A 24,964-nucleotide genomic window follows, 5' to 3' on the forward strand; every position below is an offset into this window, starting at 1 on the left:
CCGCCGGCAAGGAAGGACCGTTGAAACTTCGCACCCACGTCAACCTGATCGTCGCCAGCCTGAGCGCGGCCTTCGTGATCCTGGCGGCGTGGCTGCAATTCGACGGCACCCGGCGTGCAGTGCGCGAGGAGATCGCCGGGGCCAACGTCGTGGCCACCCAGCTGCTGAGCCGGATTCTGATCGGTTACGACCAGCGCGACGATGAGCAGCTGCTGACCTTCCTGCAGCACCTCGGCCGGGTGCGCGCCCACGAGATCACGGTGCGCGATGCAAACCGGCAGATCATCTATGAATCCCCGCCTTCGCCCTACAAGGCCGGCCGCGAAGCACCCGCCTGGTATGCATCCTTCATTCTGCCCACGACCCCGGTGCACATCTTTCCGCTCGCGAACGGCTCGGAGGTGCGGATCGAAGCGAATGCCTCGCGCGCCATTCTCGATGGCTGGGACGATTTCAAACATCTGATGATGGTCGGTGGCATTGCGTTCGCGATACTCAACGCCGCGGTGTTCTGGCTGGTCGGTCGCGCGGTGGCGCCCTGGCCCATCATCGTCGAGGGGCTCACTCGCATCGAGCAAGGCGATCTGCGCCACCGCCTGCCGAAACTGAAAGGTTACGAAGCCAACATGATCGGCTCGACCTTCAACCGCATGGCAGTGTCGCTCGAAGAGAAATTGCTCAGCGATCGCAAAGCCGTCGAAGCCGAACAGCGTCTGCAGCAGCGCCGTGAGCTCGACCAGCTCATCGAGCAGCGACTGGATGAGGAACGACGCGTCATCGCGCGCGAGCTGCACGATGAGTTCGCGCAATCGGTGACCGCGATTCGCAGCTTCGCGGTCGTGATCGCGAACCAACACCCGGTCGACTCGCAGACGGCCGAAGTGGCTCGGCTCATTTCAAGCGAAGCGGCCCAGCTTTACGACGCCATGCACGGGTTGATTCCCCGCCTCGCGCCCCTGACGCTCGATACCCTGGGACTGGCGGAAACACTGGAGGGCTTCATCAAGCAATGGCAAGGCCGTCATCCCGCGATCCGCTTCTCGCTGCATCACGAGTTGCCCACCGAGCTCGGGACCAGCGCCACCATCGCGGTGTATCGTGTCGTTCAGGAAGCGGTGATCAATGCCGTGCGCCATGCGCGTCCCACGCAGGTCGAGGTCAGTGTCGTGCATTCCGACTCGCACATTCGAGTACGCGTCACCGACAACGGCATCGGCCTGCCCGAGGACTGGTCGCGGCCGGGACATTTCGGACTGCGCGGCTTGCAGGAGCGCATGGCGATGTTGGGGGGCACACTTACTTTGAAGAACCGCGAGCCGGGCGGCGTGGCGCTGACGGCCGAGATTCCGCTGGGAGAGCACGCATGATCAGAGTGCTGCTCGTCGACGATCACACGGTGGTGCGCACCGGCTTTCGGCTGCTGCTGGAAACCGTGAGCGACGTGCGCGTAATTGCCGAAGCCGACAGCGGTGAAACGGCCTGCGTGCGTTTCGATGAAGATAAACCCGACGTGGTTGTGCTCGATCTTTCCATGCCCGGCATGGGCGGCCTGGAAACCCTGCGCCGCCTGCGAGCTCGCGACAAGGAGGTGAAAACCCTGGCCCTGTCCGCGCACGACGACGCCATCCATGCCCGGCGTGCACTGAAACAAGGCGCCTTGGGCTTCCTTTCCAAACGCACCGCCCCGGAAACATTGCTCGAAGCGGTGCGGATGGTCGCGGCCGGTCAACGTTACATCGATCCCAAGCTCGCCCAGGAGATCGCCCTGGCCGAGGTCGGCGGCGCGACGCTGGTCGATGCCCTGTCTGAACGGGAGTTCGAAGTGTTCCTGCGCCTGGCCAACGGCGCCGCCGTGCCGAAAATCGCCGCCGAGCTGAACCTGTCCACTTCCACGGTCGGCACCCATCTCTATAACATCAAACAAAAGCTGCACGCCGGCAATCAGGCCGAGCTGACCCTGATCGCGCTGCGCGCCGGGCTGATCGAGCGCTGAGGCCCGTCAAAAGTGTCGATTGCATCGGCCCCTTCGTCATAGCAGCAGGGAGACCAATGAGAGAGACGGCCGATGCGACAACTGCGCGATACGATCTCGACCGTGCTGTGCGGGGCCCTGCTGGCGGCCACCGCCCAGACCAGCCTCGCCGCCGACACCATCGATCTGGCAGCGGCACCGCTGAACCATGCCTTGATGAATTTCGCCACGATGTGCGGAATTACCATCACCGTCCCGGCCGATCTGGCTCGCAATCGCCTGTCCGAACCTCTGAAGGGCGAACGTTGTGGCGAAGTCGCGCTCCAGCGTCTGCTGCAAGGGTCGGGTCTTTCCTATAAGAAGGCACCGGACGGCGGCATCGCCATCGTCGCCATCGCGCCGTCCTTGCGGACCGCCGCCGCAGTGACGCCCGCACCGCGCCGACTCGCAGCTGCCGCAGCTCCCGCCCCGGCTCCGCAGACCAAAGCCGACGACGCACCCATCCTGGAAGAGGTGACCGTCACTGCCGGCAAGCGCGGTGAGGAACGGTTGCAGGATGTGCCCGTCAGCATCACGGCGCTCACTCAGGAAACGATCGTGCAGGCCGGCATGGACAACTTCCTCGACTACGCTCGCAGCGTGCCGGGCGTGGGCTTCAAAATCACTTCTCCTGCCGGCGGACGTGACGACCTGCGCGGTGGACGTCGCGTGAACATTCGAGGTATCGAATCCGGCTTCGACAGCGTACCGACGACGGCCTTCTATCTCGATGAAGCGCCAGTGCCCGTGATGGATCCGAAGCTGTTCGACGTCGAGCGCATCGAAGTCCTGCGCGGCCCGCAGGGCACGTTGTATGGCGCGAACTCGATGGGCGGCACGGTGCGCGTGGTGCTGAACAAGCCGCGCCTGGATGATTATTTCTACGACGCCGAGGTCACCGCCTCCGCCACCGCACACGGCGATGAAGGCTATCGCGTCAACTCGATGGTCAATGCGCCGCTGATCGAAGACAAAGGTCGCTCGGACTCACCCGCGCGCCGTCGGATTTCGACGCGGACGAGCTCACCAGCTATGAGGTCGGCTGGAAAGCGGAACTGGCCGATCGTCGCGTGCGCCTCAACACCTCGGCGTACTTCATCGATTGGAAGGACGTGCAGAAGACGGTGCAGATGTTCAATTGCGGCTTCAGCTTCATCGGCAACATCGGCGCGGCGGAAAGCAAAGGCGCCGAGATCGAGCTCGCCGCGACGCCGATCAACGGCCTCGACATCGGCGCGAGCGCCGGCTACACCGATGCGCAATACACCAAGAGCAGCGTCGAAGCCGGCGTGATGGCGGGCGATCCCTTTCCCATCGTGCCGCAATGGACGGCATCGGCCTCCGTGCAATACCGCTTCCCCATCATCGGGGGGCGTTCGGCGCACGTGCGTGCCGATGCTCAGTATGTCGACAAATCCATTTCGGATTTCTTCTCGCACGACGGCCTGCCGGTCGTGCAGCCTTCCTACGAGCTGGTCAACATGCGCTTCGGCATGGATTTGACCGAGCGACTCGCGGTGACGGTCTCGGTCGACAACGTATTCGACGAGCGGCCCGTGCTCGACACCGTCGATTACGGCCCGCCGTATGGATTCATCACCTCGACATCGCGCCCGCGCACGTTCGGCCTGACGTTTCGTTACAGCGGACGCTGATCGGGCGCGGGAAGAATGCGGACCTGCGTGAGGAGGCGCTGCGAGCCGCCCGCGCCGCGTACTGATCGATCCGACGCCGCCGCGCATGATGCGCGGAATGAACCGGTCGCTTCGTCTTTGCTCGTCGCTGCTAGCGAGCTTGCTGGCTCTGGTCCAGCCGGCGGCCCACTCTCAACAAACCCCACCGCAGCCGACGACGCCCTCCGCCGAAGATCAAGCAAAGGCCCAGCCCTTCAAGCCTGAAGAACTGGAGCAGATCGTCGCGCCCATCGCGCTCTATCCGGACGCGCTGCTGGCGCAGGTGCTCATGGCATCGACCTATCCGCTCGAGATCGTGCTCGCGGCGCGCTGGTCGGCGGACCATCCCGACGTCAAGGGCGACGCCGTTGCAAAGGCGGTGGAGAACGAGACCTGGGATGCGAGCGTCAAATCCATGGTCGCGTTTCCAGACGTGCTCAAGATGATGAACGAGAAGCTCGACTGGACCCAGAAGCTCGGCGACGCCGTGCTCGCGCAACGCAAGGACGTGATGGACGCCGTCCAGCGATTGCGGGTCAAGGCGAAAGACGCCGGCAATCTGAAGAGCGGCAAGGAACAAACGGTCAAGACCGAAGCCGCGCCGGCGGGCTCGACCGCGCCTCAGGTCATCATCATCGAGTCGCCCAGTCCCGAAGTCGTCTACGTTCCGACCTACAACCCGACCGTGGTCTACGGGGCCTGGCCGTACCCTGCTTATCCACCCTATTACTACTACCCGCCCGGCTATGCGGCCGGCGCGGCGTTCTTCACTTTCAGCGCGGGCGTGATCGTCGGCGGCGCGCTGTGGGGTGGCTTCAATTGGGGCCACAGCGACATCGACATCAACGTCAATCGTTACAACAATTTCAACCGCACCAACATCAACAACGTCAACCGCACGAATGTCAGCAATCGCTGGGAGCACAACTCGGCGCATCGTCAGGGCGTGGGCTATCGAGACTCCGCGACTCAACAACGATATGGCCGTGGCAGCAGCCCGCAAGCGCTGCAGGCCCGCGAGAACTATCGCGGCCGCGATCTCAACAACGGCCAACTCGGCACAGGCGGTCAACAGAACCGCGATCTGGGCGCCAATGAGTCGCGGGATCTTGGCGGTCGCACGAACGAAAATCGCAACCTCGGTGGCGGCGGTGAAAACCGCGATCTCGGCAATCGCGGCAATGAATATCGAGACCTCGGGGGTGGCGCCGAGAACCGGGATCTGGGCAGTGCGTCTCGCGACTTCGATCGCGGTGGCGGCGGATCGTCGGACGCGTTTCGCGGTGTCGACAGTGGAGCGAGCACGCGAGCCCACAGCAGTCGTGGCGCGGCGAGTCGCGGTGGCATGTCACGCGGTGGCGGACGGCGCAGATGAAACAGCAAATCTCATCCACCTTGCGAATATTCATGCTCCTGCTGATGATGGCAGCGGCTGCGTGCAATCGCGGCACTCAGAGGGATTTCGCATCGATCGATGACGCCGTGGGTGCACTGGTCGCAGCGGCCCGCTCGGACGACACGAGGGCACTGGTGAAAGTGCTCGGCGCCGAAGCCGAGCCCGCCATCTCATCCGGCGATCCCATCCAAGACCGAAATGCCCGCGAGCGATTCGTACGTGCCTACGAAACCGAACATACATTGAGTCGTGGCGCCGCCGGTGAAGCCACGCTGCTGGTCGGCACCGATCAATGGCCATTTCCGTTTCCGCTGGTTCAAAGCAATGGGCGCTGGCACTTCGACAGCGACGCCGGCACCGACGAAATCGTCAATCGCCGCGTCGGCGCCAACGAACTGGCCACCATCCAGTCCTGCCTCGCCTTCGTCGATGCCCAGCGCGAGTACTACATGCGCAACCCGCAAGGAGCTGCGCTGCTGCAGTTTTCACAGAGGCTGGTGAGCTCAAAGGGACAGAAGGACGGCCTGTATTGGCCAACGACCGGCAATGAGCCGCCGAGCCCGCTCGGCGAAGGCTTCGCCCGCGCGCAAGGCGAAGGCTATTTCCAGAATGGTCCGTCGAAGAATGAGCCGCTGCGCGGTTACATCTATCGGCTGCTGACGGCACAAGGCCCCAATGCGCGAGGCGGCGCGTATAGCTATTTGGTCGATGGCAAGATGATCGGGGGCTTCGCGCTGATCACCATTCCCGCCGAGTACGGGCGCAGCGGTGTAATGACCTTCATCGTGAATCACGACGGCGTCGTTTACTCAAAGGATCTCGGTCCCGATACGCCCACCGCCGCGCGGGCCATCCAGACGTTCGATCCAGATTCGAGCTGGCAGCCCGAAGTCGCAACCGGACAGCCAATGGCCGCGCAGATCGCCCCCGCCGTGGTTCAGTTTCTCGGTGAAGCCGGCTTCGACCACGAACGAGACATCCTGATGGGAATCCTGCGCTGACGCCGGTCGAGTGATACGCCAGTCACATCCCCTGCGCCGGCGCTGACGAGCCGAGTCGGTGCCAGCAGTCAGCCCTGCTCCGGCGCCGTTACAGAGCGGTTATATCGTTGCCCGTTATGGCGACATTCGGATTCATTCCTTCTGCGTCGGCTGGGCATACCCTACGCTGTTCCTCACTGTGAACGGCAACGACTCCATCATGTCCACCGAACGGCCCAACAACGTGATCGCTCTGGCGCCCTATCGTTTCGCGCACCAGGCCAGCCAGCGCCGCTCGCGTCCCTACGTGACGTGGTATCCCAACGTGGGCTTCGTCGCCCCGACGCCGAACACACTCGCGCCGATCCGTCAGCTGCGCACCGCTCGCGGTCCGGAGTCGATGTGATTTGTGGTCGACTCCAGCGCGCCGCCTCCGCTCCTGGATAGCGGACGAACGGCCGTGCGGACGGCCGTCCGGGCCGGAAGAGCGCTCAGCCGCCCTTCAGTTTCTGCACGATTTCCAGCGACTTGTTGACGTTCTCCACCGGGTTGAGGCCGCCGACCGTGGCCGCGACCTTGCCGTCCGGGGTCACGATGAACGTGGTGCGCTCGGCGAAGCCATGGTCGATATCCTGGCCCCGCGTGTCCTTCTTGCCGGTGCCAGCTTCACGCACCTGCAGTTCATAGGACTTCGCAATCTTCCCGTCCACGTCCGAGGCCGTCGGGAACTTGCCCGCGCAATATTCGGGGTCCTTGGAGAAGTCGTTGAGCCGCTCGATGCTGTCGAGCGAAACGCCGATGATGCTGGCGCCGGCGGCGGCGAACTTATCCTTGTTGACGGCGAACGTACGAGCTTGCACGTTGCAGCCGCCGGTGTACGCGGACGGATAGAAATAGACCACGACCGGGCCCTTCTTCAGCGCATCCTTGAGCGAATATGTAAACGGTTTGCCTGCCAGCGACGCCTGCGCCGTGAACTCGGGCGCCGGCGCCCCCTCCTGTAACGCGGCCAGTGCCGGCAGCGCGGTCAATCCCAACAGACCGGTCAAGAGCAAACCCTGCGTTTTCATGAGGACTCCAGCAGCAGTGGACGGAACGCATGCATCGTAGCCCTCCGGCGGCCGGGCGTCATCCGACACGGTGCGGGCCGGTCGATATCTTCCAAAAACCCGCCCGGCCGCGCATGACTGCAGTTCAGTCCTGGTTCACAGCGTTGCGCCAGTCTTTCAAAAAGCGCAGGCGTTTGATTTGATCGAGATTGGCCAGCAGTTCCGGCCCGACCCGGATCGCGCGCATGTTGGGCGCGTCGATGTGAGTTCCGGGCGGCGCGTCGACATCGCTGCGCACCGGCGTCATGTGCTTTTGAGCGAGGAACGCCTGGCCGCGCCTGGACAGGAGATAATCCAGAAACAGCTTGGCCGCGTCCGGATGACGCGCATCGGCGGGAATCAAGGCGATGCGGGACGCCACCAACGTGTAGTCGCTCGGCAGGATGACCCCGATGGCAGGATCGCGCGCCGCACGCTCCAGCGCATACGGTCCGATGGTGTTGTAGGCGAGCAGATGTTCGCCCGACGCCACGCGCTCGAGCATCGCGCCCGTCGACGAATAGAATTGCACCTTGGCTCGCCCCATGGCATGCACCAGACGCCAGTTGTCGCGAGTGACGCGAAGATCCTGCGTCATATAGAGGAACCCGGCGCCGGAGCGCTCGGGATCCATCATCGCAACCTTGCCGACGTAGCTGGGATTGTCGGTCAGCAAGCGCTCCAGGTCGGCGCGGGTGTGCGGAACCTCGGCCGCCGGCACCAGCCGTTTGTTATAAACCAGCACCACCGGCTCGGCCGTGGTGCCGTACGCCTCGTTCTTCCAGATCGCCCAGGCGGGCAGATTCGGCTTTTCCGGCGACGCGTACGCTTGCGCATACCCGTCGTTCACCAGTTTGATCTGCAGATCCATCGCCGAGCTCCACAGCAGATCCGCGCTCGCTTCCTTGGCCGCGACCTCGGCGATGAAACGGTTGTACAGCTCGGTCGAATTGATATCGAAGTACTCGACGCGGATCCGCGGATAGAGCGAACGAAAGTCCTGCAGCAGTTGGGCGACTTCGCGCGCGTCGGTGGTCGAATAGATGCTGAGCCTGCCATCCTCGTTCGCATCCGCGATTCGATTCGCGTACGAACGCGGATAGCTCGGCGGCACGGCGGCGATCGCCGACAGCGCCGTGGCAAGCAAGAGCACCGCGGCGGCCACTGTTTTCGCCAGACGCATCATCGCTTCGGTCGCTGTAAATGCTGTGGGCAATAGCATGCAGCCTATCCCCCTTGGCTCGCTACGTTAGGCATTGATACTGTCGCCAACCTGTCATGCAATTCGAGGCGTTCGCTTGGCCCGCATCCTGCTCGTCGAGGACGATCCTGCGCTACGCCGTGGCCTCGTGGCAACGCTGCGTGCCGCCGGCTATGCCGTGGACACCGCGGGCGATGGCACTTCCGGCCTCGAGATCGCCCGCAAGGAGCCGTACGCGCTCATCATTCTGGATGTCGGCCTGCCCGGCATTTCCGGTTTCGAGGTGCTCAGACGGCTGCGCAAAGGGGGCACGAAAACGCCCATTCTGATCCTCACCGCACGCGATACGGTGCAGGACCGGGTCACCGGACTGGACCTGGGCGCGGACGACTATCTGCTCAAGCCGTTCGAGCCGAACGAGCTGGAAGCGCGCATTCGCGCCCTGCTCCGCCGCTCGCAAGGCGATCCCTCGCCGGTCGTGACCATCGGCAACCTGGTCATCGATCATTCACTCGGCACGGCCACGGTCAACGGCCGCTTGCTCGAGCTGCGGCGACGCGAATGGGCCGTATTGGAGCGGCTCGCGGCACGTCCTGGCAAGCTGGTTGCCAAGGAACGATTGAGCGGCGAGGTCTTCGGCTTCGACGATGCGGTCGCGCCCAACGCCATCGAAGTCTACGTCGCGCGTCTGCGTAAGAAGCTCGAGCCCGACGGTCCGCAAATCCGCACGCTGCGCGGTCTGGGCTACATGCTCGATCCGTCCTGATGGTGGCCGTCAGCGGCATCGCCGCGCCCTCATCGCTCACCGGCCGCCTGTTTCGCGGGCTGGTGGCGCCAATGATCGGGCTCGCCCTGGTGCTCGGCGCGGGCGGCGCCTGGGCGATTCATAGCATCGTCGAGGCGGTGAACGATCGCTTGCTCGGTGCCTCGGCACGCGCCGTCGCCGAAACCCTCGAAGTCCAGGACGGCGCGATCACATTGGATCTGCCGCCGTGGGCGCTCGGCATGCTCGAAAACGCCTCTCGCGACAACATCTATTACAACGTGTTCGAAGGCGAGCGGCTGCTGACTGGCTATCCGCATCTGCCGCCGCCCCACGCCGGCGAGTTCGACCGGCGCAACACCACGTTCCGCTACGGCGAATACCGGGGTCAGCGCGTACGCATTGCCGCTGAAGCTCGCCGTTTGCCGCGCATCGACACCCTCGTCGTCGTTCAGGTCGCAGAAACATTGGAAGCGCGGCGCGCCTTATCGAGGACCATGCTGATTCAGCTGGTGATGCTCGAAGTCGCGTTGATCGCCCTCGCCTCGCTGTTGATTCCCATCGGTGTGCGCTGGGGAATGGAGCCGCTCACGCACCTTCGCCGCGGCATCGATGCGCGCACCGCTTCCGACTTCACGCCACTGCCCCTGGCCGAAGTTCCACGTGAGCTGCGCGATCTGGTGACGGCCTTCAATTCGCTGCTGTCACGACTGGACAGCGCGGTCGAAGGCATGCGTCGATTCACGGCCGACGCCTCGCATCAGATGCGCACGCCACTGTCGATTCTGCGCACTCACATCGGCGTGCTGAAGACGCAGATCGAAGCAGGCGCGCGAGCCGAATCGATTGCGGATATCGAAGCAGCCACCGACCGGCTGCAGCGCCTGCTCATCCAACTGCTGACACTGGCACGTGCGGACGGCGCCGAGCCGTCCGGACTGGCACTCACCGAGATCGATGTCGGCGCCATCGCTCGCAGCGTCGCCGAAGAGCACGCACCGCAGGCGTTGCGCGCGGGGGGCGAAATGCATTTGGCGGTCGAAGGCCGCGGCCCCTGGATCACGCGTGCCGACCCGGTTCTGCTCACCGAGTTGCTCAGCAACCTGGTCGACAACGCCGTGCGCTACAACGGCCATGGCGGCAACGTCATCGTGCGCGTCGTCGGTGAGAATGAGCATGTGGTCGTCGAAGTCGAGGACGACGGTCCCGGCATCCCGGTCGAGGAACGCGATCAGGTATTCACGCGGTTTTACCGCCTGAGTCGCGACCAGAACCGCCCCGGCAGCGGCCTCGGATTATCCATCGTGCAGGTGCTGGCGCAGATTATGGACGCACGCATCGAGCTGCTGAGCGGTCAGAGCGAGCGCGGCCTGCGGGTGCGCGTCATCTTCCGGCGACCTGTCGGCCAGCCCGAATAGCACGACAGCTTGCTGACAGCATCGACGCCTACCGTGCGCGCAGCAAGAGGTGTTGAATGAGCCCCCTGACTGCAGATCTGGTCGACGCGCACGCCGACAGCCTGAGCGTCTGTAACGCGCAGTTTCACTCCTACGGCGGTCGTGCCCGATTCCATGGCCCGGTGCGCACGATCAAATGTTTCGAGGACAACCTCCTCATCAAACAAATCCTGGCCGTGCCGGGCAACGGCGCCGTGCTCGTGATCGACGGCGGCGCGTCGCTGCGCTGCTGCCTGCTGGGTGACTTCATGGCCGAGCTCGGCCACAAAAATGGCTGGGCGGGTCTCATCGTCTGGGGCGCGGTGCGCGATACCGTCGCCCTCGGCAAGCTCGACATCGGTCTGAAGGCCCTCGGCTCGAATCCCCGGCGCCCGACCAAGACCGGCGCCGGTCTCATCGATGCACCGGTCGAATTCGGCGACGTCACTTTCCGCCCGGGCGATTGGGTCTACAGCGACGAGGACGGCATCGTGATCAGCGATCACAGCCTGGTCCCCGTCGAGCGCACCGCTGCCACCGAGGTGTCCCGACATGCCTTCTGATTCGCTCCCGAGCCTTCGCAATTCCCTGCTGGCGATCGTGCTCGGAGTGCTCTCCATCGTCGCAGTCACAACCAGCCCGCGCGCCGCGGCGGAAGAGCCCGCCGGCGGGCCGCTCAGCTTGCTCATCACCTATCGCACCGCTCCCGTCGATCGTCCCGCCTTTCGCACCTACCTGCAAAAGGAAGGTCGCGCGCAGCTTGCGAAGCTGCAACGAGACGGCGCGATCAAGAGCTATCAGATTCTTTTCAATCCGTTCGCGCACGGCGGCACCTGGGATGCGATGACGGTCGTGAGTTTCGCGCGTTACACCGACACGCAGCGCTGGATGACGCTGGAGCAAACATCGCCCGGCGGACTGACCGCCGCCGGCACGCGCCTGGTGCAGACCATCGACACCTACTCCGCCGACCTCACCTGGCAGGGCGACGCGGAGAACGCCAGTCACGCCGACGCCATCTATTACGTGATTCCGTATGAGTTCGGCTCCGCCAGCGAGTATGAGAAATTCGTCGACGGCTACGTCCTGCCGCAGGTCAAGGGCTGGATGCAGGAAGGTGTCCTCGGCAGCTATCGCATCTTCATGAATCGCTATCCGGTCGGCCGCCCGTGGGACGCGCTGTTCATCTACGAATACCGCGACCTGGAAGCCTTCGGCAAACGCGCCGAGACGGTGACGAAAGTGCGCAGGACGCTGGAGAACGATTCGGTGTGGAAGCAGCTTCACGCCATCAAGCAGACCCTGCGTAGCGAGACCGAGAACACCATCGCCGTGTCGCTGGCTCAGCCCTGAGCGATTCCATGCCGGCCACTCTCCCATCCCTCGGCGGCGAGTCATATCGCATCGCCGATCTGCGTGCGTTCGCGGGCGCGGAGCTCGAACGGCTGCCGTGGGTGCTGCGTCTATTGCTCGAGAATGTACTCCGCCACGGCTCGACGGACTCCGCGGCCGCCATTCTGAAATGGCTCGATGCGGGCACGAGCAGCGCCGAGATTGCGTTCTATCCCGGCCGATTGCTCATGCACGACACGACGTGCGTTCCCGCCCTGGTCGATATCGCCGCGCTACGCTCGGCCGTCGCGGAGGCCGGGCACGATCCGTCGATGTTGAATCCGGTGCTGCCGGTGGATGTTTCGGTCGATCACTCCATCGCGGTCGACTACTACGCGACGCCCGATGCGCTCCAACGCAACATGCAGCGGGAGATCGAACGCAACGCCGAGCGCTATCGCCTGCTCAAGTGGGCGACACTGGCCCTGCGCGGCGTGAATGTTCATCCGCCAGGCACCGGCATCATGCATACGGTGAACCTCGAACGGCTCGCGACAGTTGTGACCAGCGAGTTGCGCGACGGCGAGCGATGGGCCGTACCGGATACGCTGATAGGTACTGACAGTCATACGCCGATGATCAACGGCATCGGCGTGCTGGCCTGGGGCGTCGGCGGGCTCGAAGCCGAGAGCGTGATGTTCGGCATGCCGGTCATGCTTCGCATCCCTGATGTCATCGGCGTGCGTCTCACCGGTGCACTGCCCGAGGGGACGCTCGCGACCGATCTTGCGTTGCTCGTGACTGAGCGGCTGCGGCGGATGAAGCTGGCCGGCAAGTTCGTCGAGTTCTTCGGGCCCGGCGTGTCGACGCTGTCGGGCGGCGAACGTGCGGTGATTGCGAACATGGCGCCGGAGTATGGGGCGTCGACCGGCTTCTTCCCCGTCGATCACCGGACGATCGAATATCTGCTCGCCACCGGCCGCTCCGACACGCACACGCAGTTGGTCGAGAGCTACGCGCGTCAGCAACGATTTTGGTTCGATCCGGAGTGTTCGCCTCGATATACATGCACCCTGGAGATCGATCTGAGCGAGGTGCAAGTGTCGCTCGCCGGTCCGCGTCGCCCGCAGGATCGAATCTCTCCGCACGATACGCGCGGGATTCTGTCGCAGCTCGTTACTGAGCCGGGCAACCATGCGCAGCCACCTGCGGGCGCAGTGGCCATTGCCGCGATCACGAGTTGCACCAACACTTCCGATGCTCGCTTGGCTGTCGCTGCCGGATTGCTTGCGAAGAAAGCACGCGCGCTCGGCCTGCGTCCGCCGGCCTGGGTCAAAACGTCCTTCGCGCCCGGTTCGCCGACCGCCGCACGGTATCTGAGCCGGGCTGGCCTGCTCGACGCTCTTGAAGCGCTCGGGTTCGGCATCGTCGGCTACGGTTGCACCACGTGCATCGGCAACTCCGGGCCGCTGAACGAGACGATGCTCGATGCCGTGTCGCGCGGCGTATTGCCCGTCGCCGTGTTGTCCGGCAACCGCAATTTTCCCGGCCGCGTCCATCCGCAGATCGATGCCAGCTTTCTCGCCTCTCCGCCGCTGGTCGTCGCTTATGCATTGGCAGGCGACATCGATCGCGACATTCTCGAAGACGAAATCGGAACAGGCAGCGACGGTCGCGCCGTTTATCTGCGCGATCTGTGGCCCACCGGCGCCGAGATCGACACCGCCTGCGCGGCGGCACTCGACCCGCGCGATGTGAGCGAGTCTTACGAGCGCGCCGAACAGAACGAGCTGTGGCAGGCGCTCGATGCGCCGTCGACACCGCTGTTTCCTTGGGACGAAAAGTCCACCTACATTCGTCGCCCGCCCTTCGCCGCTGCCACGAAGACCTCGGCGCTGGGCCGATACGTCGCCCATCCATTGCTGGTGTTGGGCGACGACATCACGACCGATCACATCTCTCCCGCCGGTCAGATCCCCGCGGCGGGCGACGCAGCCGCACACCTCGTCGCTCGCGGTGAAAACCCGAACGACTTGAACGTATTTGCCTCCAGACGCGGCAATTGGGAAGTCATGCTGCGAGGTCTGTACACCAATCGCTCGGTGCGCAACCTCCTCGATGTTTCCTTGCCCGCCGGCACGACTCGACACGCCGGCAGCCGGCAGATCCTCCCGCTGTGGCAAGCAGCCGAGCGATACAAAGCGCAGGGCTCGTCGGTGATCGTCGTTGCCGGCGAGCGGTATGGCACGGGGTCGTCGCGGGATTGGGCGGCGAAAGGATTGTGGTTACTCGGCGTGCGCGCGGTGCTGGCCCTGAGCTTCGAGCGCATTCATCGCTCGAACCTCATCGGGATGGGCATCCTGCCGCTGCACCTGCCCGCGCAGCTCCCACCGGCCGCGCTGACGCTTGCGGCCTCCGACACGCTCGAGATCAATGCAGCGCCCCATCAGGTCGTGCCTGGCGGGGTCATCGTCGTATCGATCCGTCGCGCTGCCGGCGGCGTCGAAACGTTCGCGACCCACGCCGCCGTGGAGACGGCGCTCGAAGTCGAATTGCTGAAGTCGGGCGGAATCCTGCCGTATATCCTGGCGCGAGCGACCCAGTAGCACCTGTCAACCCTCAGTGGAGGGGTTGACAGGCCTAAGCGACTGCCGGCGAACCGTGTTCGTCGTCGATGCTGCGCGTCTGGCCGGTCTCGACATTCGTCCGAGTCGCATCGACCGTCGAGTACGTCCACAGGATCCGCATCGGGACCGCCGCACCCGGATCGAAATCCGTGATGCCATTGATGAAACTCGTCGAGCCAACCCGCCGGGTGACCAGCGGAGTCGTTCGCACGCCGCCGCCCCGTGCCTTCGGCTCGATCCGCGCGGGCCGCAGCACCGCAGGCTTCAGTTCCTGGGTCATGATCGCTGCCTCACAACTCATCGATGGCGGCACACACGGCCGCCGTATAAGAGGTGGTATCCAGGTCGCCGCCGATATCGCGGGTCCGTGTCTTGGGATTGTCGATGACCCGATCGATGGCGGCCGCGATCCGCGCGCCGGCCTGGATCAGATCCTCGCGCCCGTCACGACGACCGCGCCAGTCGAGCAGCATGCCGGCGGAAAGAATCAGCGACGTCGGATTCGCGACGTTGCGGCCGGCGATGTCCGGCGCCGAACCGTGCTGTGCCTGAGCGACACAAATATCGTCGCCGGCATTGATCGATCCGCCCAATCCCAGGCTGCCCGACAGTTCAGCCGCCTCATCCGAGAGAATGTCGCCGAACATGTTGGTAGTGACAATGACATCGAAACGTTCCGGCGAGCGGATCAACAGCGCCGCGGTGGCATCGACGATCAACTCTTCCAGTTGAACGTCCGGATACTGCTGCGCGACCTTGCGCACTTCGCGCAGAAACAACCCGTCGGACAGCTTCAGCACGTTCGCCTTATGCACCGCCGTCACCTTGCGACGACGACCTCGCGCGATCTCGAATGCCGCGCGCGCCACGCGCTGCGAAGCGCGAGCCGTGATCTTTCGAACGGCCAGTGCCATGTTTTCGTCCGGCATGAACTCGCCGCTGCCCGCATGCATGTTGCGATCGGCATAGAAGCCTTCGGTGTTCTCTCGCACGATGATCAGATCCATTGCCTTCGGCAGCACGCTGACCCCGGGACGTGAACGACTCGGCCGGAGGTTCGCGTAGAGATCGAACACCACGCGCAGCTCGGCCGATTGATTGATGCCGCCTTGCTGCCGGCTCGGATAGTCGTAGTGCGACACCGGCCCGAGAATGACGCCGTCCACCTCGGGGATTCGTTTCATGACCGCCGACGGCAGCGTCGTTTGCTGCGACTTCAGCGTCGCCAGGCCGATGTCCCGCACGTCCAGATCCAGGCGCAACGAAAATTTCCGGTCGACCGCGGCGAGCACGTCGATGGTCGCCCGGGTGATTTCAGGACCGATGCCGTCGCCGGGAAGGATGAGAATCTTCATGGGATCCGATAAGAGTGAGGCGCGTTTACTCTGCGACGGCAAGCTGTCACCGAGCTGTCGCCCGCGCGCGCCGAAGTTCGCTGGCCGACACGCCCGGGAGTCGTTACATTCGCGCTCACGAGCAGCAAGCGAGCCGCCGATGACGACAAGAAACATTTCATACGCCGGCCTTTCCGTGCTCGTGCTCGGTCTCGCCGGCTGCGCGACCCTGCCGGAATCCCGCTCGCAGAACGATGGGCGATTCTTTTCGGCCTGGGCCGCGCCGCAGGGTCGGCTCGCGGAGCAGGCTCCCGCGCTCGATGACGCCGCCGTGCGAGTCGTCGTTCGGCCGACCATCGGCGGCTCGGCCGTACGCATCAAGATCGAGAACACCGTGGCGGCCACGCCGGTCTCGTTCGCCGCTGCGTACCTCGGTGTGCTCGATCGAGGTGCAACCGTGATGAGTGGCACCAACCGAGCGTTGACGTTCGACGGGCAGTCGACGCTGACGCTCGCGCCCGGCGCCGGCTCGTACAGCGATCCGATCGATTTTCCCGTGCGCGCATTCGAACGTCTGGCAATCAGCCTCGCGGTACAGTCGGCCGAGGAAATCAGCACTCACGCACTTGGCCTCGCGACGACCTACTACGCGCCGGGACACAGCGCCGAGGCGGAATCCGGTGCCGCCTTCGTACCGTTGCCGACGCTGGCGCAAGGCGTCGTTTCGTTTCCTGTGTACTGGGTTGCGGCACTCGATGTGCAATCGACAGCCACTCGCGGCACGATCGTGACCCTCGGCGATTCCATCACCGACGGCCGCTGCAGCACGACCGACAGCACGGGCAAAGTCATCCCGGATTTGTATCAGCGCTGGCCGGACGTGCTCGCCGCGCGCCTGGCACCGTTGCCGCCCGCCTATCCCAAAGCCGTTGCGAACGCCGGGATCGCCGGCAATCGCATTTTGCAGGACGGACCGACCGGGCCGTCGGCGCTGTCTCGTCTGGATCGTGACGTGCTCGACCGCGCCGGCGTCACGCATGTCATTCTGTTCGAAGGGACCAACGACATTCATCGAGGCGCAACGTCCACTGAGCTGATCGCCGGCACGCAGGAGATCATCGATCGCGTGCACGCTCGCGGCGTCAAGATCATCGGTGCCACTCTCCTTCCTCGCGGCAAACCGGCGGAGGCTCCGGGTGAAGGCTTCGACGCGCCCCAGGAACGCCATCGCCTCGACTACAACGAGTGGGTTCGCAAGCAAGCGAATTTCGATGGTGTCATCGACTTCGACGCAGTAATGGCCGGCGGCGGCGTTTCTCCGACCGGTGCACAGATCATGAAGCGCTTGTACAGCTGCGACTTCGTGCACCCGAATGCGGCGGGACTGCGCGCGCTCGGAGACGCTATCGACCTGCGTTTGTTCGAGTGAGCGCCGCGCTGAACGAACGGCACGGCGCTCAGATCCGCAGCAGCCAGCGGCGCGGGCCGGCGGCTCGACTCACTTGACGACCGTGGGCCGAGTCGACGCTTCCCATACATCCGACGCCGTCGCCACCAGCTCTTTCATGTTCGTCCAGGGCCGCGCGCCACCGACACTGCTCTTGCCCTGAATCAGGGCCTCCGCGAAACCAACCATGCGCTCGCGCACTCTGCGCTGTTCGGATTCTGGCCACACTTCATATGGATGCGGCCCGCGGACCACGACCAGCTCTTTGAGGCCATTCACGCGCCGGTAGCTGTCCATCGTTCCCTGCAGAGACGCCGCGTAATCCCACAAGCCGCGCGCGAAGAACGCGGCCGGCCACTTGTGAATGCCCGCCAGGATCGCCGAGCTGGGAAAGAAAACCACGTTCTGCTCGACGGCGCTGCCGGCAATGAACAACGGACGATCGGTGCCCAGGCCGCGCGCCTCATCTTCCGCACTCGGTCGATCCATGACGTAGCCCGGTCCGCTGGTGAATTCGGCCATCAGCATCGCGCCTTTGATGCTGGTGTCGCCGACCGGCGGCTTGCAGCTGATGGCCGGCAGGTCATAGCTGCAATCCTTGTCGAAGTTCAGGGTCATGGCCCAGCCGGTCGCCATCGTGCCGCGAGAATTACCGAACATCACCACCGGCAGGCCAGCATCGGTGCGCGCGCTGCGAACCAACTCGGCAGCGGCCCGACCTTTGCTGGCCTTCCCCGCGGGCGCCATCGCGCGCATGCCTTCGCCGGTGCGCAAGCTCGCGATCATGGCGAGCAAATCTCTGCCCTGCTGTAGCGTGTTGGTGTCGCTGAAGCCGCTCGAGATACCGACGCCACGGCGATCGTGCAGCAGGACGTCGAATCCCGCCCGATGGAATTGCGTGGCGATCTGCCGCCACAGCTGCTGCCCCGTGCTACCGCTGCGCTCGGTGGGAAAACTGTTGATGTGAGTTTTGCCGGTTTCGTCCATCCGATACAAACGATCGTCCGGATGGGTGATCGCCGTGATGCGCCCGCCGCCCCCCGGCGTCATCACCAGCAGCGCGCGACGCTTGCCACCCTTGCCGTCATCGATACCGTCGCCGCGGATGTACCAACCACGCAGCTTGACCTCCTCGGTCAACCGCTGGTGGATCTGCTCGTGCGGGTCCGCCGGGGCGGTGAACTCCACGATATAGGTGCGATCGTCCAGCGCCGCGATGGCTTCGTGATACGGAGCCGCCGCAAAGAATGCCGGCCGGCGGATCGTCTTCAGATCGATCTCGCCCCGTGCGGTCACCTTGCCGAGCAAGTGCACGTGCTTCGGATCGGTGATGTGATATTCCTTGTTCGGCGGACGACGCGCAGTGACCTGCTTGGACACCCGCTCGTAACAGACCTTGTCCTGTTTGCACGCGACCCAGCGCTGACGCAGCTTCTCGTCGCTGAACTCAGCGACGTAGAAATCGCCCTGGTACCCCGGCGGCGGGTAGGCGGCGACCGTGGAGAACGGAATGCAGGTTTTCTCGCCCGCCGCGGTGGGGAGCAGATAGCCGAGCATCACGCGATCCCGGTCATAGCCGACGCGAGCTTCGCAATCCGGTGGCGGCGTGCTCCCCGGCTCGGAGGCGACCGTCGCTTGCAACGGCACACTCAACAGCGCGGCGACCGGCCAGGCCAGATGAAAATATTCCGGCATCGTTTTGCTCAGGTCCAGGTCGCAACCAGCGGCGGCAGGCGTGACTCGGCCGAATTGAGATTCACGCTGCGATCGATCGTCACGCTGTTCGCGTTGAACGTGCACAGCAATGTGTCTCGGAACGCGGTCTCCACGAACTGCCACGTCATCTCCAATCGATTGGGCGCGAGCCAGCGGGCACCAGCCACCACCGCCTGATTCTTGGGCCGATATTCATGATGCAGCCGATGGCCGGTCATGCTGGTGTGCTGTTCGAAATATTCCGCGAGGCCCGCCGTGATCTCATGCACGCCCTCGTCATCGCTCATGCGATAGGTGCATGCGCCTTCGATGAAGTCGAAGCAGACCCACTGCACCGACTGATCGTTGGTCTGCACCGTGAGCTTCTTGCCGTTGAGCTTGGCCGCGAGCGGCGAATCTGTCCTCGTCAATGGCGACAGTAGATGCAGCTGCGCGGTGCGTTGCGCCAGCTGTCTGGCCACGGGACTGGCAGGCAACCGGGCAGCGCCCAGCGCCGCCGGAAAATGTTTCCAGAGCAGCGACTTGAGTTTCTGACTGCCCTTGATCGCGGCAAACACCGCCAGCGACGTGTCGTGCTTGGGAAACACCACGGTCATCTGCGTGAACAGGCCCAGCGCGTAGTACGCACTATCGGGTCCCATCCACCATTGGTAGCCGTACGCGCCGCTCGCATCGCCATCCGCTTGTCGGGTGGTTGCGGCCCGCACCCACTTTTCCGACAGCACACGGTTGCCGTTCCACTCGCCGAGTTGCGAATGCAGCGCGCCGAGCTTCACCGATGCGGACGTGTTCCAGCTGAGGCCGTTGCCGCCGGGACTGATGCCGCCAGGACTCGTGTCCCACTGCCAGCGCGTGATACCCATGGGCTCGAAGAAGCGCGGCCGCAAGTACTCCGCCATCGACATCCCGGTCGTCTTGGTGACGATGGCGGACAGCATGTAGCTCGCCGCGCTGGTGTATTGGAAATGCGTGCCGGGCACATGCTCGACCGGAATCTTGAAGAACTCGGCGACCCAACTGGTCGGGATCGGACGCCACAGCGAGCCCGAGGTCTCCCGGGCGTGTCCGCAACGCATGGTCAGCAGGTCGCTTACCGTCATCGCGCGCAGGTTCGCGCTGGCATTCGCCGGCACGAATTCGGGGAAGAGCGAGACCACCTTGTCCTGCAGGTCGAATCGCCCTTCGTCGACGGCCAGCCCGGCCGCGACGGCGGTGACGCTCTTGGTCAGCGAATGCGTGATGTGCACGCGATCGGCGCGGTACGGCCACCACCATCCTTCGGCGATGACGTGCCGACTGCGCATCAACATGAAGCTGTGGAGCTCCAGGCCGGCGGCCGCCACTTCGTCCATGAACGCGAGAATCGCCGCCGAGGAAACGCCCTGCTCTTCGGGCGTGCTGCGAACCAGGCCGTCCCGGTAGGTGCCGTCGGCATGAACCGGGGCAACGCCCTGCGGCAGATCGCTCGACGCGCTCACCCTGGCGATGGCGCCGTCGACGAGCCAGTACGCGCTGCCGCCCAGGACCAGAGTGCCGAAGCGGCGACGGGACAATTGCATGGAGGACTACCGCCTGGTGGATTCGCAGTGATATCGCGATGTTGAAAGTACAAGCTTTCACGAGCCTGTCGCGCGCCGACGCAACGGCGCTTCGTTGACAGCCTGATGACAGCCGCCGCCCCTAGCATGCTCGCGCCTGGGGGCTAATGCCAAAGACGGCGCAACAGAGAACGTTAAGAGATGCTGGCAATTTTGGCATTCACGATGATCGCCACGTTCATGACCCTGATCATGACCAAGCGACTGTCGGCGCTGGTGGCGCTGATCCTGGTACCGACCCTGTTCGCGCTCGGCATGGGCTTCACCGCCGGCCTGGGCGAGATGATGATCGCCGGGGTGCGCGAGCTGGCACCGACCGGCGTGATGCTGATCTTCGGCATCCTCTACTTCGGGCTGATGATCGACGCGGGCCTGTTCGATCCGCTCATCAAGCTGATCGTGCGACTCGTGCACGGCGATGCCCTGCGCATCACCATCGGCACCGTGGTGCTCGCCCTGCTGGTCTCGCTCGATGGCGACGGCACGACGACCTACATGATCACCACCGCCGCGCTGCTGCCGTTGTATCGGCACATGAAGATGGACGTACGCATCATGGCCTGCCTGATCATCCTCTCGGGCGCGGTGATGAATCTGTTGCCCTGGGGCGGACCGACCGCGCGTGCGGCCACGGCCCTCAATCTGGATCCTCGCGACGTGTTCGTCGGCCTGATCCCGGCGATGGCGGTGACCGCCGGCTGGGTCCTGGTGGTTGCCTGGATATTCGGCCTGCGCGAACGCAAGCGGCTGGCCGCGCTCCATCAGGCTGCAGGCACTGACACGAGCGGCGAAGCGGTGGTCGCTCAGGATGCGGGCGATGTGAACGCAAGGCGTCCGCGCCTGATGTGGCTCAATCTGCTGCTGACCGCCGTGCTGATGACTTGCCTGCTGCTGGGCATGTTGCCGCTCGCCATTCTGTTCATGCTCGGCTTCGCAGTGGCGCTGATGATCAACTATCCGTCACTCCAGCAGCAGCGCGAACGCATCAACGCGCATGCGGGCAACGCGCTGGCGGTCGCGGGATTGGTCTTCGCCGCGGGCATCTTCACCGGCATTCTGTCGGGAACGGAGATGATCGATGCGATGGCGGACACCATCATCGCCTGCATCCCGCCCGCGCTCGGCCCCTACATGGCGCCGATCACGGCGTTGTTGAGCATGCCCTTCACGTTTCTGATTTCGAACGACGCGTTCTACTTCGGCATGCTGCCCATCCTGGCCAGGACCGGCGCCGAGTACGGCATCAGTGCCATGGACATGGCGCAGGCCTCGCTGGTCGGCCAGCAGATTCATTTGCTCAGCCCGCTGGTCCCCTCGACGTACCTGCTCGCCACCATGGCGGGCGTCGAGTTCGGCGAGCATCAGCGCTTCACCATGAAGTGGGCGCTGGGCAGTTGTGCCATATTCCTGCCCGCCTGCCTGTTGCTGGGCATTTTCCCTCTGGCCGTCTGACTGTCTCGCCCCTGACATGATCAAGCCATTGCAACGTCGGCCCCCGCGCCTCCTGCCCTTACTGAGCGCCGCCCTGCTGGCGGGCACCTCGCTCCAGGCACAGCCGTCGCAGTCGGCGGACTGCGAATCGTGCTTCCGAGACTTGTATGAGGAACTGGTCGAGACCAACACCACGTTGTCCAGCGGCGATTGCACGCTCGCCTCCGAGCGCATGTCTTCTCGGCTTCAGGCCGCGGGCTACCCGGGCGCCGACGTGCGCGTCGTCGTGCCGGAGAAATTTCCCAAGCAAGGCAATCTGGTCGCTCGCTTGAGCGGCACCGATGCCTCGCTGCCAGCGGTGCTACTGCTCGCTCACATCGACACCGTCGAGGCCAAGCGCTCCGACTGGGCTCGTGATCCATTCGTGCTGGTCGAAGAGAACGGTTATCTCTACGCGCGAGGCGCCATCGACGACAAGGCGATGGCGGCGGCATTCGTCGATGCACTCATTCGCCTGCGCAAGGAGGGCTTCCGTCCCCGGCGCACGGTGAAGCTGGCGCTGACCTGCGGCGAGGAGACCGATAGTTTCTTCAACGGCGTGCAGTATCTGCTGGCGACCGAGCCCGAGACCCTGCAGGCCGGCTGGGTGGTGAACGAAGGCGGCAAAGGCCAGCTCGACGAACGGGGCCAGCCGGTGTCGTTCGGCATTCAGACCGGCGAGAAGGTCTACCAGGACTTCAAGCTCGTCACGACCTCTCCCGGCGGTCACAGCGCGCGCCCCACCGAGGACAATGCGATCGATCGGCTCGCAGCCGCGCTGGTGCGCGTCGGCTCCTACAAATTCCCGGTGAATCTCACGCCGGTCAGCCAGGAGTTTTTCCGGCGCGCGGCCTTTCTGTATCCGGGCCGGACCGGCGCCGACATGGCCGCGATCGGCGCCGGTACAGCGGATGAGGCGACGTATGAGCGCATCGGCAAGGTCGATCGGTTGTGGAATGCTTTGCTGCGCACCACGTGCATCTCGACCCGGATCGACGGCGGCCACGCGAAGAACGCGCAACCTCAGCATGTCGAAGCCAACATCAATTGCCGCATCCTGCCGGGCGAGCCGGTCGAGTCGATTCGAGCCAGGCTCGAAGCGCTGATTGCCGATCCGAAAGTGTCGCTCAGCCTGTCCGATGCGCCGGGCCCGCAATCCGCCGCGCCGCCGCTGACCCCGCAAATCCTGCGGCCCGTGGAGGAAATCGTCGCCGAGATGTGGCCCGGGGTGCCGGTGATTCCGACCCTCAGCACCGGCGCGACCGACGGCCGCTTCTTGAACGCGGCGGGCATTGCGACGTATGGGATCTCCGGCGTGTTCGTGGATCCCGACGGCAACGGCGTGCACGGCCTCGACGAGCGCGTGCGGGTGAAGTCGTTGATGGATGCTCGCGTGTTCCTGTATCGCCTGGTCAAGGCGTATGCAGCAGGCCGCGCGGGAACTCCATCCCCGCTGCCTCATTGACGTTATTCGTCAAAGGAGATGTGTCATGCCCGATATTAGCAAAGCGAAGGTCCTCATTCTCGCCACAAACGGCTTCGAGCAGGATGAGCTGATGGTGCCGCAACGTAAGTTGAAAGAAGCCGGCGCGCACGTCGATGTGGTATCGCCCGAGAAGGGCAAGATCCGTGGCTGGAAGCTGAAAGATTGGGGCGAGAGCGTCGCGGTGGACAAATCGCTCGACGACGCCAACGCCGACGACTACGACGCAATCGTCCTACCCGGCGGCCAGATCAATCCGGATCTGTTGCGGGTGAATCCGCAGGCATTGCAATTGATCCGCTCGTTTCTGGAGGCCGGCAAGATCGTCGCCGCGATCTGTCACGCGCCATGGCTGCTGGTGGAATTGAATGCCGTGCGCGGTCGGCAAGTAACGTCGTATCACTCGATCAAGACCGATGTGATCAATGCCGGCGGCAACTGGGTGGATCGGGCGGTGGTCACCGATCAGGGCATCATCACCAGTCGCAACCCGGGCGACCTGGATGCCTTCTCGGCCAAGATCATCGAGGAGATCGAGGAAGGCAGTCACGCCGGCCGGCGTCAGAGCGGGAAAGCGGCGAAGAACGAACCCCGCCCCGGCGTGCATTGAATCAGTAAAGTGATGTCGTCGGGGCGCGCCCTCGCCCCGACGACATCGTCCCACGGCTCGCCCTCGAACTCGGTTCGCTGACCTCACCCAGAATCGCTGGAGGCATCGCCCTCACGCTATGACACGAATCTCACGACAGAACCGTTCCTGGGGAATGCCGACGGAACCATTCGACAGCCCGTCTCGTGTCAGGCTAAATGGAGATCATGGTCCTGCCGAAGCGCGCCCGTCCGACGCATGCCAACGCGGCAGCCGAGTTCGACCATCTGCTGCGGGAGCACGTCCCCGCCCTGTATCGCTCCGCCTATCGCTGGACGGGCACGGTGGACCGCGCCGAGGATCTGGTCCAGGAGCTGCTGGTTCGTTTGTATCCCAGGCTCGACGAGCTGCGCGGCCTGGATCGCATCCGGCCGTGGGCACTGCGGGTGATGTATCGGATGTTCGTCGACCAGGTGCGCCGCGAGCGCAGCTCGCCGGTTCAGTTTGGCACCGAGCCTCCCGACGACATCGATGAAGAAGAAGCCCAGGACCTGATCGACCCCGCCGCCGGTCCCGCCGAACTGCTCGAACGCGAGCTCACCCAGGAACGGATACTGGCGGCCTGGGACCGATTGGGTGAAGAACACCGCGTGGTATTGTCGATGCACGACATCGAGGATTACAGCCTGCCGGAACTGGCGCAGATCATGGGCGTGCCGGTGGGGACTCTGAAATCCCGGCTGCATCGCGCGCGGGCGAAACTGAAGGGCTTGCTGGCGACGGAACGAATGCCAACGCTGGATCGTGTATGAAACGTGTA

At 64.3% G+C, this 24,964-nt stretch carries 22 protein-coding genes and 1 pseudogene; 17 read left to right on the top strand and 6 right to left on the bottom strand.

What is annotated here, in order from left to right:
• The first annotated feature begins 20 nt into the window (after nt 1-20).
• From EKO19_RS17860 to EKO19_RS17890, 7 genes and pseudogenes are all read left to right on the top strand, one after another.
• Nucleotides 21-1,367, top strand: a complete 1,347-nt coding sequence (locus EKO19_RS17860) for a sensor histidine kinase (RefSeq protein ID WP_129777813.1) — start codon at nt 21-23, stop codon at nt 1,365-1,367.
• On the top strand, nt 1,364-1,993 hold the full coding sequence (locus EKO19_RS17865; RefSeq protein WP_129777814.1) for a response regulator: 630 nt from the start codon (nt 1,364-1,366) through the stop codon (nt 1,991-1,993). Before EKO19_RS17860 ends, EKO19_RS17865 begins: the two co-directional genes overlap by 4 nt.
• Nucleotides 1,994-2,203: 210 nt before the next feature.
• Nucleotides 2,204-2,839 (top strand): annotated as a pseudogene (locus EKO19_RS39530) (TonB-dependent receptor plug domain-containing protein); the annotation flags it as partial.
• A 227-nt stretch (nt 2,840-3,066) separates the two neighbouring features.
• Nucleotides 3,067-3,666: a TonB-dependent receptor domain-containing protein gene (locus EKO19_RS39200; RefSeq protein WP_246038932.1), complete on the top strand. Its 600-nt coding sequence runs from the start codon at nt 3,067-3,069 to the stop codon at nt 3,664-3,666.
• Between the two features lie 97 nt (nt 3,667-3,763).
• Nucleotides 3,764-5,059, top strand: coding sequence for a DUF3300 domain-containing protein (locus tag EKO19_RS17880; RefSeq protein ID WP_129777817.1), 1,296 nt, complete (start codon nt 3,764-3,766; stop codon nt 5,057-5,059).
• Complete coding sequence (locus tag EKO19_RS17885) at nt 5,056-6,081, top strand: DUF2950 domain-containing protein (RefSeq protein ID WP_129777818.1); 1,026 nt, start codon at nt 5,056-5,058, stop codon at nt 6,079-6,081. The genes EKO19_RS17880 and EKO19_RS17885 overlap by 4 nt, the downstream gene beginning before the upstream one ends.
• A gap of 58 nt (nt 6,082-6,139) precedes the next feature.
• Nucleotides 6,140-6,466 (top strand): hypothetical protein, encoded by a 327-nt coding sequence (locus tag EKO19_RS17890; protein WP_129777819.1) that lies wholly within the window; start codon nt 6,140-6,142, stop codon nt 6,464-6,466.
• Between the two features lie 85 nt (nt 6,467-6,551).
• On the opposite strand, the gene EKO19_RS17895 is transcribed toward EKO19_RS17890, so the two are convergent.
• Together EKO19_RS17895 and EKO19_RS17900 are read right to left on the bottom strand one after the other, a co-directional pair.
• Nucleotides 6,552-7,130 (bottom strand): peroxiredoxin, encoded by a 579-nt coding sequence (locus EKO19_RS17895; protein WP_129777820.1) that lies wholly within the window; start codon nt 7,128-7,130, stop codon nt 6,552-6,554.
• Between the two features lie 124 nt (nt 7,131-7,254).
• The gene (locus EKO19_RS17900) at nt 7,255-8,370 is read right to left on the bottom strand and encodes an ABC transporter substrate-binding protein (RefSeq protein WP_217705428.1); all 1,116 of its coding nucleotides are present in this window, start codon (nt 8,368-8,370) and stop codon (nt 7,255-7,257) included.
• Between the two features lie 76 nt (nt 8,371-8,446).
• Here EKO19_RS17900 and EKO19_RS17905 point away from each other — a divergent pair, with 76 nt between their 5' ends.
• The 5 genes from EKO19_RS17905 to acnA are packed head-to-tail and all read left to right on the top strand — an operon-like array spanning nt 8,447 to nt 14,486.
• Nucleotides 8,447-9,115: a response regulator transcription factor gene (locus EKO19_RS17905; RefSeq protein ID WP_129777821.1), complete on the top strand. Its 669-nt coding sequence runs from the start codon at nt 8,447-8,449 to the stop codon at nt 9,113-9,115.
• Nucleotides 9,115-10,530 (top strand): sensor histidine kinase, encoded by a 1,416-nt coding sequence (locus tag EKO19_RS17910; protein ID WP_129777822.1) that lies wholly within the window; start codon nt 9,115-9,117, stop codon nt 10,528-10,530. The genes EKO19_RS17905 and EKO19_RS17910 overlap by 1 nt, the downstream gene beginning before the upstream one ends.
• Nucleotides 10,531-10,586: 56 nt before the next feature.
• The gene (gene rraA, locus EKO19_RS17915; RefSeq protein ID WP_129777823.1) at nt 10,587-11,111 is read left to right on the top strand and encodes a ribonuclease E activity regulator RraA; all 525 of its coding nucleotides are present in this window, start codon (nt 10,587-10,589) and stop codon (nt 11,109-11,111) included.
• Entirely contained in the window at nt 11,101-11,901 is an 801-nt protein-coding gene (locus tag EKO19_RS17920) for a hypothetical protein (RefSeq protein ID WP_129777824.1), read from the top strand. Before rraA ends, EKO19_RS17920 begins: the two co-directional genes overlap by 11 nt.
• Before the next feature lie 8 nt (nt 11,902-11,909).
• A complete protein-coding gene (acnA, locus tag EKO19_RS17925) occupies nt 11,910-14,486 on the top strand; it encodes an aconitate hydratase AcnA (protein WP_129777825.1) in 2,577 nt (858 codons plus the stop codon).
• Nucleotides 14,487-14,520: 34 nt separating this feature from the next.
• On the opposite strand, the gene EKO19_RS17930 is transcribed toward acnA, so the two are convergent.
• A complete protein-coding gene (locus EKO19_RS17930; RefSeq protein ID WP_129777826.1) occupies nt 14,521-14,787 on the bottom strand; it encodes a hypothetical protein in 267 nt (88 codons plus the stop codon).
• Nucleotides 14,788-14,797: 10 nt separating this feature from the next.
• Nucleotides 14,798-15,862: an isocitrate/isopropylmalate dehydrogenase family protein gene (locus tag EKO19_RS17935; protein WP_129777827.1), complete on the bottom strand. Its 1,065-nt coding sequence runs from the start codon at nt 15,860-15,862 to the stop codon at nt 14,798-14,800.
• Nucleotides 15,863-16,001: 139 nt separating this feature from the next.
• Here EKO19_RS17935 and EKO19_RS17940 point away from each other — a divergent pair, with 139 nt between their 5' ends.
• Complete coding sequence (locus EKO19_RS17940) at nt 16,002-17,270, top strand: GDSL-type esterase/lipase family protein (RefSeq protein WP_157995314.1); 1,269 nt, start codon at nt 16,002-16,004, stop codon at nt 17,268-17,270.
• A 69-nt stretch (nt 17,271-17,339) separates the two neighbouring features.
• Here EKO19_RS17940 and EKO19_RS17945 read toward each other — a convergent pair whose 3' ends face one another.
• Complete coding sequence (locus EKO19_RS17945) at nt 17,340-18,983, bottom strand: lipase family protein (protein ID WP_217705429.1); 1,644 nt, start codon at nt 18,981-18,983, stop codon at nt 17,340-17,342.
• Nucleotides 18,984-18,991: 8 nt separating this feature from the next.
• Nucleotides 18,992-20,563: a serine hydrolase domain-containing protein gene (locus EKO19_RS17950; protein WP_129777829.1), complete on the bottom strand. Its 1,572-nt coding sequence runs from the start codon at nt 20,561-20,563 to the stop codon at nt 18,992-18,994.
• Between the two features lie 180 nt (nt 20,564-20,743).
• Here EKO19_RS17950 and EKO19_RS17955 point away from each other — a divergent pair, with 180 nt between their 5' ends.
• The 4 genes from EKO19_RS17955 to EKO19_RS17970 all read left to right on the top strand — a co-directional run bounded on the left by EKO19_RS17955 (nt 20,744) and on the right by EKO19_RS17970 (nt 24,956).
• Nucleotides 20,744-22,054, top strand: a complete 1,311-nt coding sequence (locus EKO19_RS17955) for a CitMHS family transporter (RefSeq protein ID WP_129777830.1) — start codon at nt 20,744-20,746, stop codon at nt 22,052-22,054.
• A gap of 28 nt (nt 22,055-22,082) precedes the next feature.
• Nucleotides 22,083-23,537: a M20/M25/M40 family metallo-hydrolase gene (locus EKO19_RS17960; RefSeq protein ID WP_217705430.1), complete on the top strand. Its 1,455-nt coding sequence runs from the start codon at nt 22,083-22,085 to the stop codon at nt 23,535-23,537.
• A gap of 25 nt (nt 23,538-23,562) precedes the next feature.
• On the top strand, nt 23,563-24,165 hold the full coding sequence (locus EKO19_RS17965; protein WP_129777832.1) for a type 1 glutamine amidotransferase domain-containing protein: 603 nt from the start codon (nt 23,563-23,565) through the stop codon (nt 24,163-24,165).
• Nucleotides 24,166-24,371: 206 nt separating this feature from the next.
• A complete protein-coding gene (locus EKO19_RS17970) occupies nt 24,372-24,956 on the top strand; it encodes an RNA polymerase sigma factor (protein WP_157995315.1) in 585 nt (194 codons plus the stop codon).
• The last annotated feature ends 8 nt before the right edge of the window (nt 24,957-24,964 follow it).

It is taken from the genome of Peristeroidobacter soli (assembly GCF_004138485.1).
Lineage (GTDB): Bacteria > Pseudomonadota > Gammaproteobacteria > Steroidobacterales > Steroidobacteraceae > Steroidobacter > Steroidobacter soli.

What these genes read in the sequence shown, in the direction of transcription:
- EKO19_RS17885 (WP_129777818.1), top strand. Translation starts at nt 5,056, where the DNA reads ATGAAACAGCAAATCTCATCCACCTTGCGAATATTCATGCTCCTGCTG.
- rraA (WP_129777823.1), top strand. Translation starts at nt 10,587, where the DNA reads ATGAGCCCCCTGACTGCAGATCTGGTCGACGCGCACGCCGACAGCCTG.
- EKO19_RS17930 (WP_129777826.1), bottom strand. Translation starts at nt 14,787, where the DNA reads ATGACCCAGGAACTGAAGCCTGCGGTGCTGCGGCCCGCGCGGATCGAG.
- EKO19_RS17910 (WP_129777822.1), top strand. Translation starts at nt 9,115, where the DNA reads ATGGTGGCCGTCAGCGGCATCGCCGCGCCCTCATCGCTCACCGGCCGC.
- EKO19_RS17920 (WP_129777824.1), top strand. Translation starts at nt 11,101, where the DNA reads ATGCCTTCTGATTCGCTCCCGAGCCTTCGCAATTCCCTGCTGGCGATC.
- EKO19_RS17970 (WP_157995315.1), top strand. Translation starts at nt 24,372, where the DNA reads ATGGTCCTGCCGAAGCGCGCCCGTCCGACGCATGCCAACGCGGCAGCC.
- EKO19_RS17945 (WP_217705429.1), bottom strand. Translation starts at nt 18,983, where the DNA reads ATGCCGGAATATTTTCATCTGGCCTGGCCGGTCGCCGCGCTGTTGAGT.
- EKO19_RS17940 (WP_157995314.1), top strand. Translation starts at nt 16,002, where the DNA reads ATGACGACAAGAAACATTTCATACGCCGGCCTTTCCGTGCTCGTGCTC.
- EKO19_RS17935 (WP_129777827.1), bottom strand. Translation starts at nt 15,862, where the DNA reads ATGAAGATTCTCATCCTTCCCGGCGACGGCATCGGTCCTGAAATCACC.
- EKO19_RS17880 (WP_129777817.1), top strand. Translation starts at nt 3,764, where the DNA reads ATGAACCGGTCGCTTCGTCTTTGCTCGTCGCTGCTAGCGAGCTTGCTG.
- EKO19_RS17865 (WP_129777814.1), top strand. Translation starts at nt 1,364, where the DNA reads ATGATCAGAGTGCTGCTCGTCGACGATCACACGGTGGTGCGCACCGGC.
- EKO19_RS17965 (WP_129777832.1), top strand. Translation starts at nt 23,563, where the DNA reads ATGCCCGATATTAGCAAAGCGAAGGTCCTCATTCTCGCCACAAACGGC.
- EKO19_RS17955 (WP_129777830.1), top strand. Translation starts at nt 20,744, where the DNA reads ATGCTGGCAATTTTGGCATTCACGATGATCGCCACGTTCATGACCCTG.
- EKO19_RS17895 (WP_129777820.1), bottom strand. Translation starts at nt 7,130, where the DNA reads ATGAAAACGCAGGGTTTGCTCTTGACCGGTCTGTTGGGATTGACCGCG.
- EKO19_RS17950 (WP_129777829.1), bottom strand. Translation starts at nt 20,563, where the DNA reads ATGCAATTGTCCCGTCGCCGCTTCGGCACTCTGGTCCTGGGCGGCAGC.
- EKO19_RS17900 (WP_217705428.1), bottom strand. Translation starts at nt 8,370, where the DNA reads ATGCTATTGCCCACAGCATTTACAGCGACCGAAGCGATGATGCGTCTG.
- acnA (WP_129777825.1), top strand. Translation starts at nt 11,910, where the DNA reads ATGCCGGCCACTCTCCCATCCCTCGGCGGCGAGTCATATCGCATCGCC.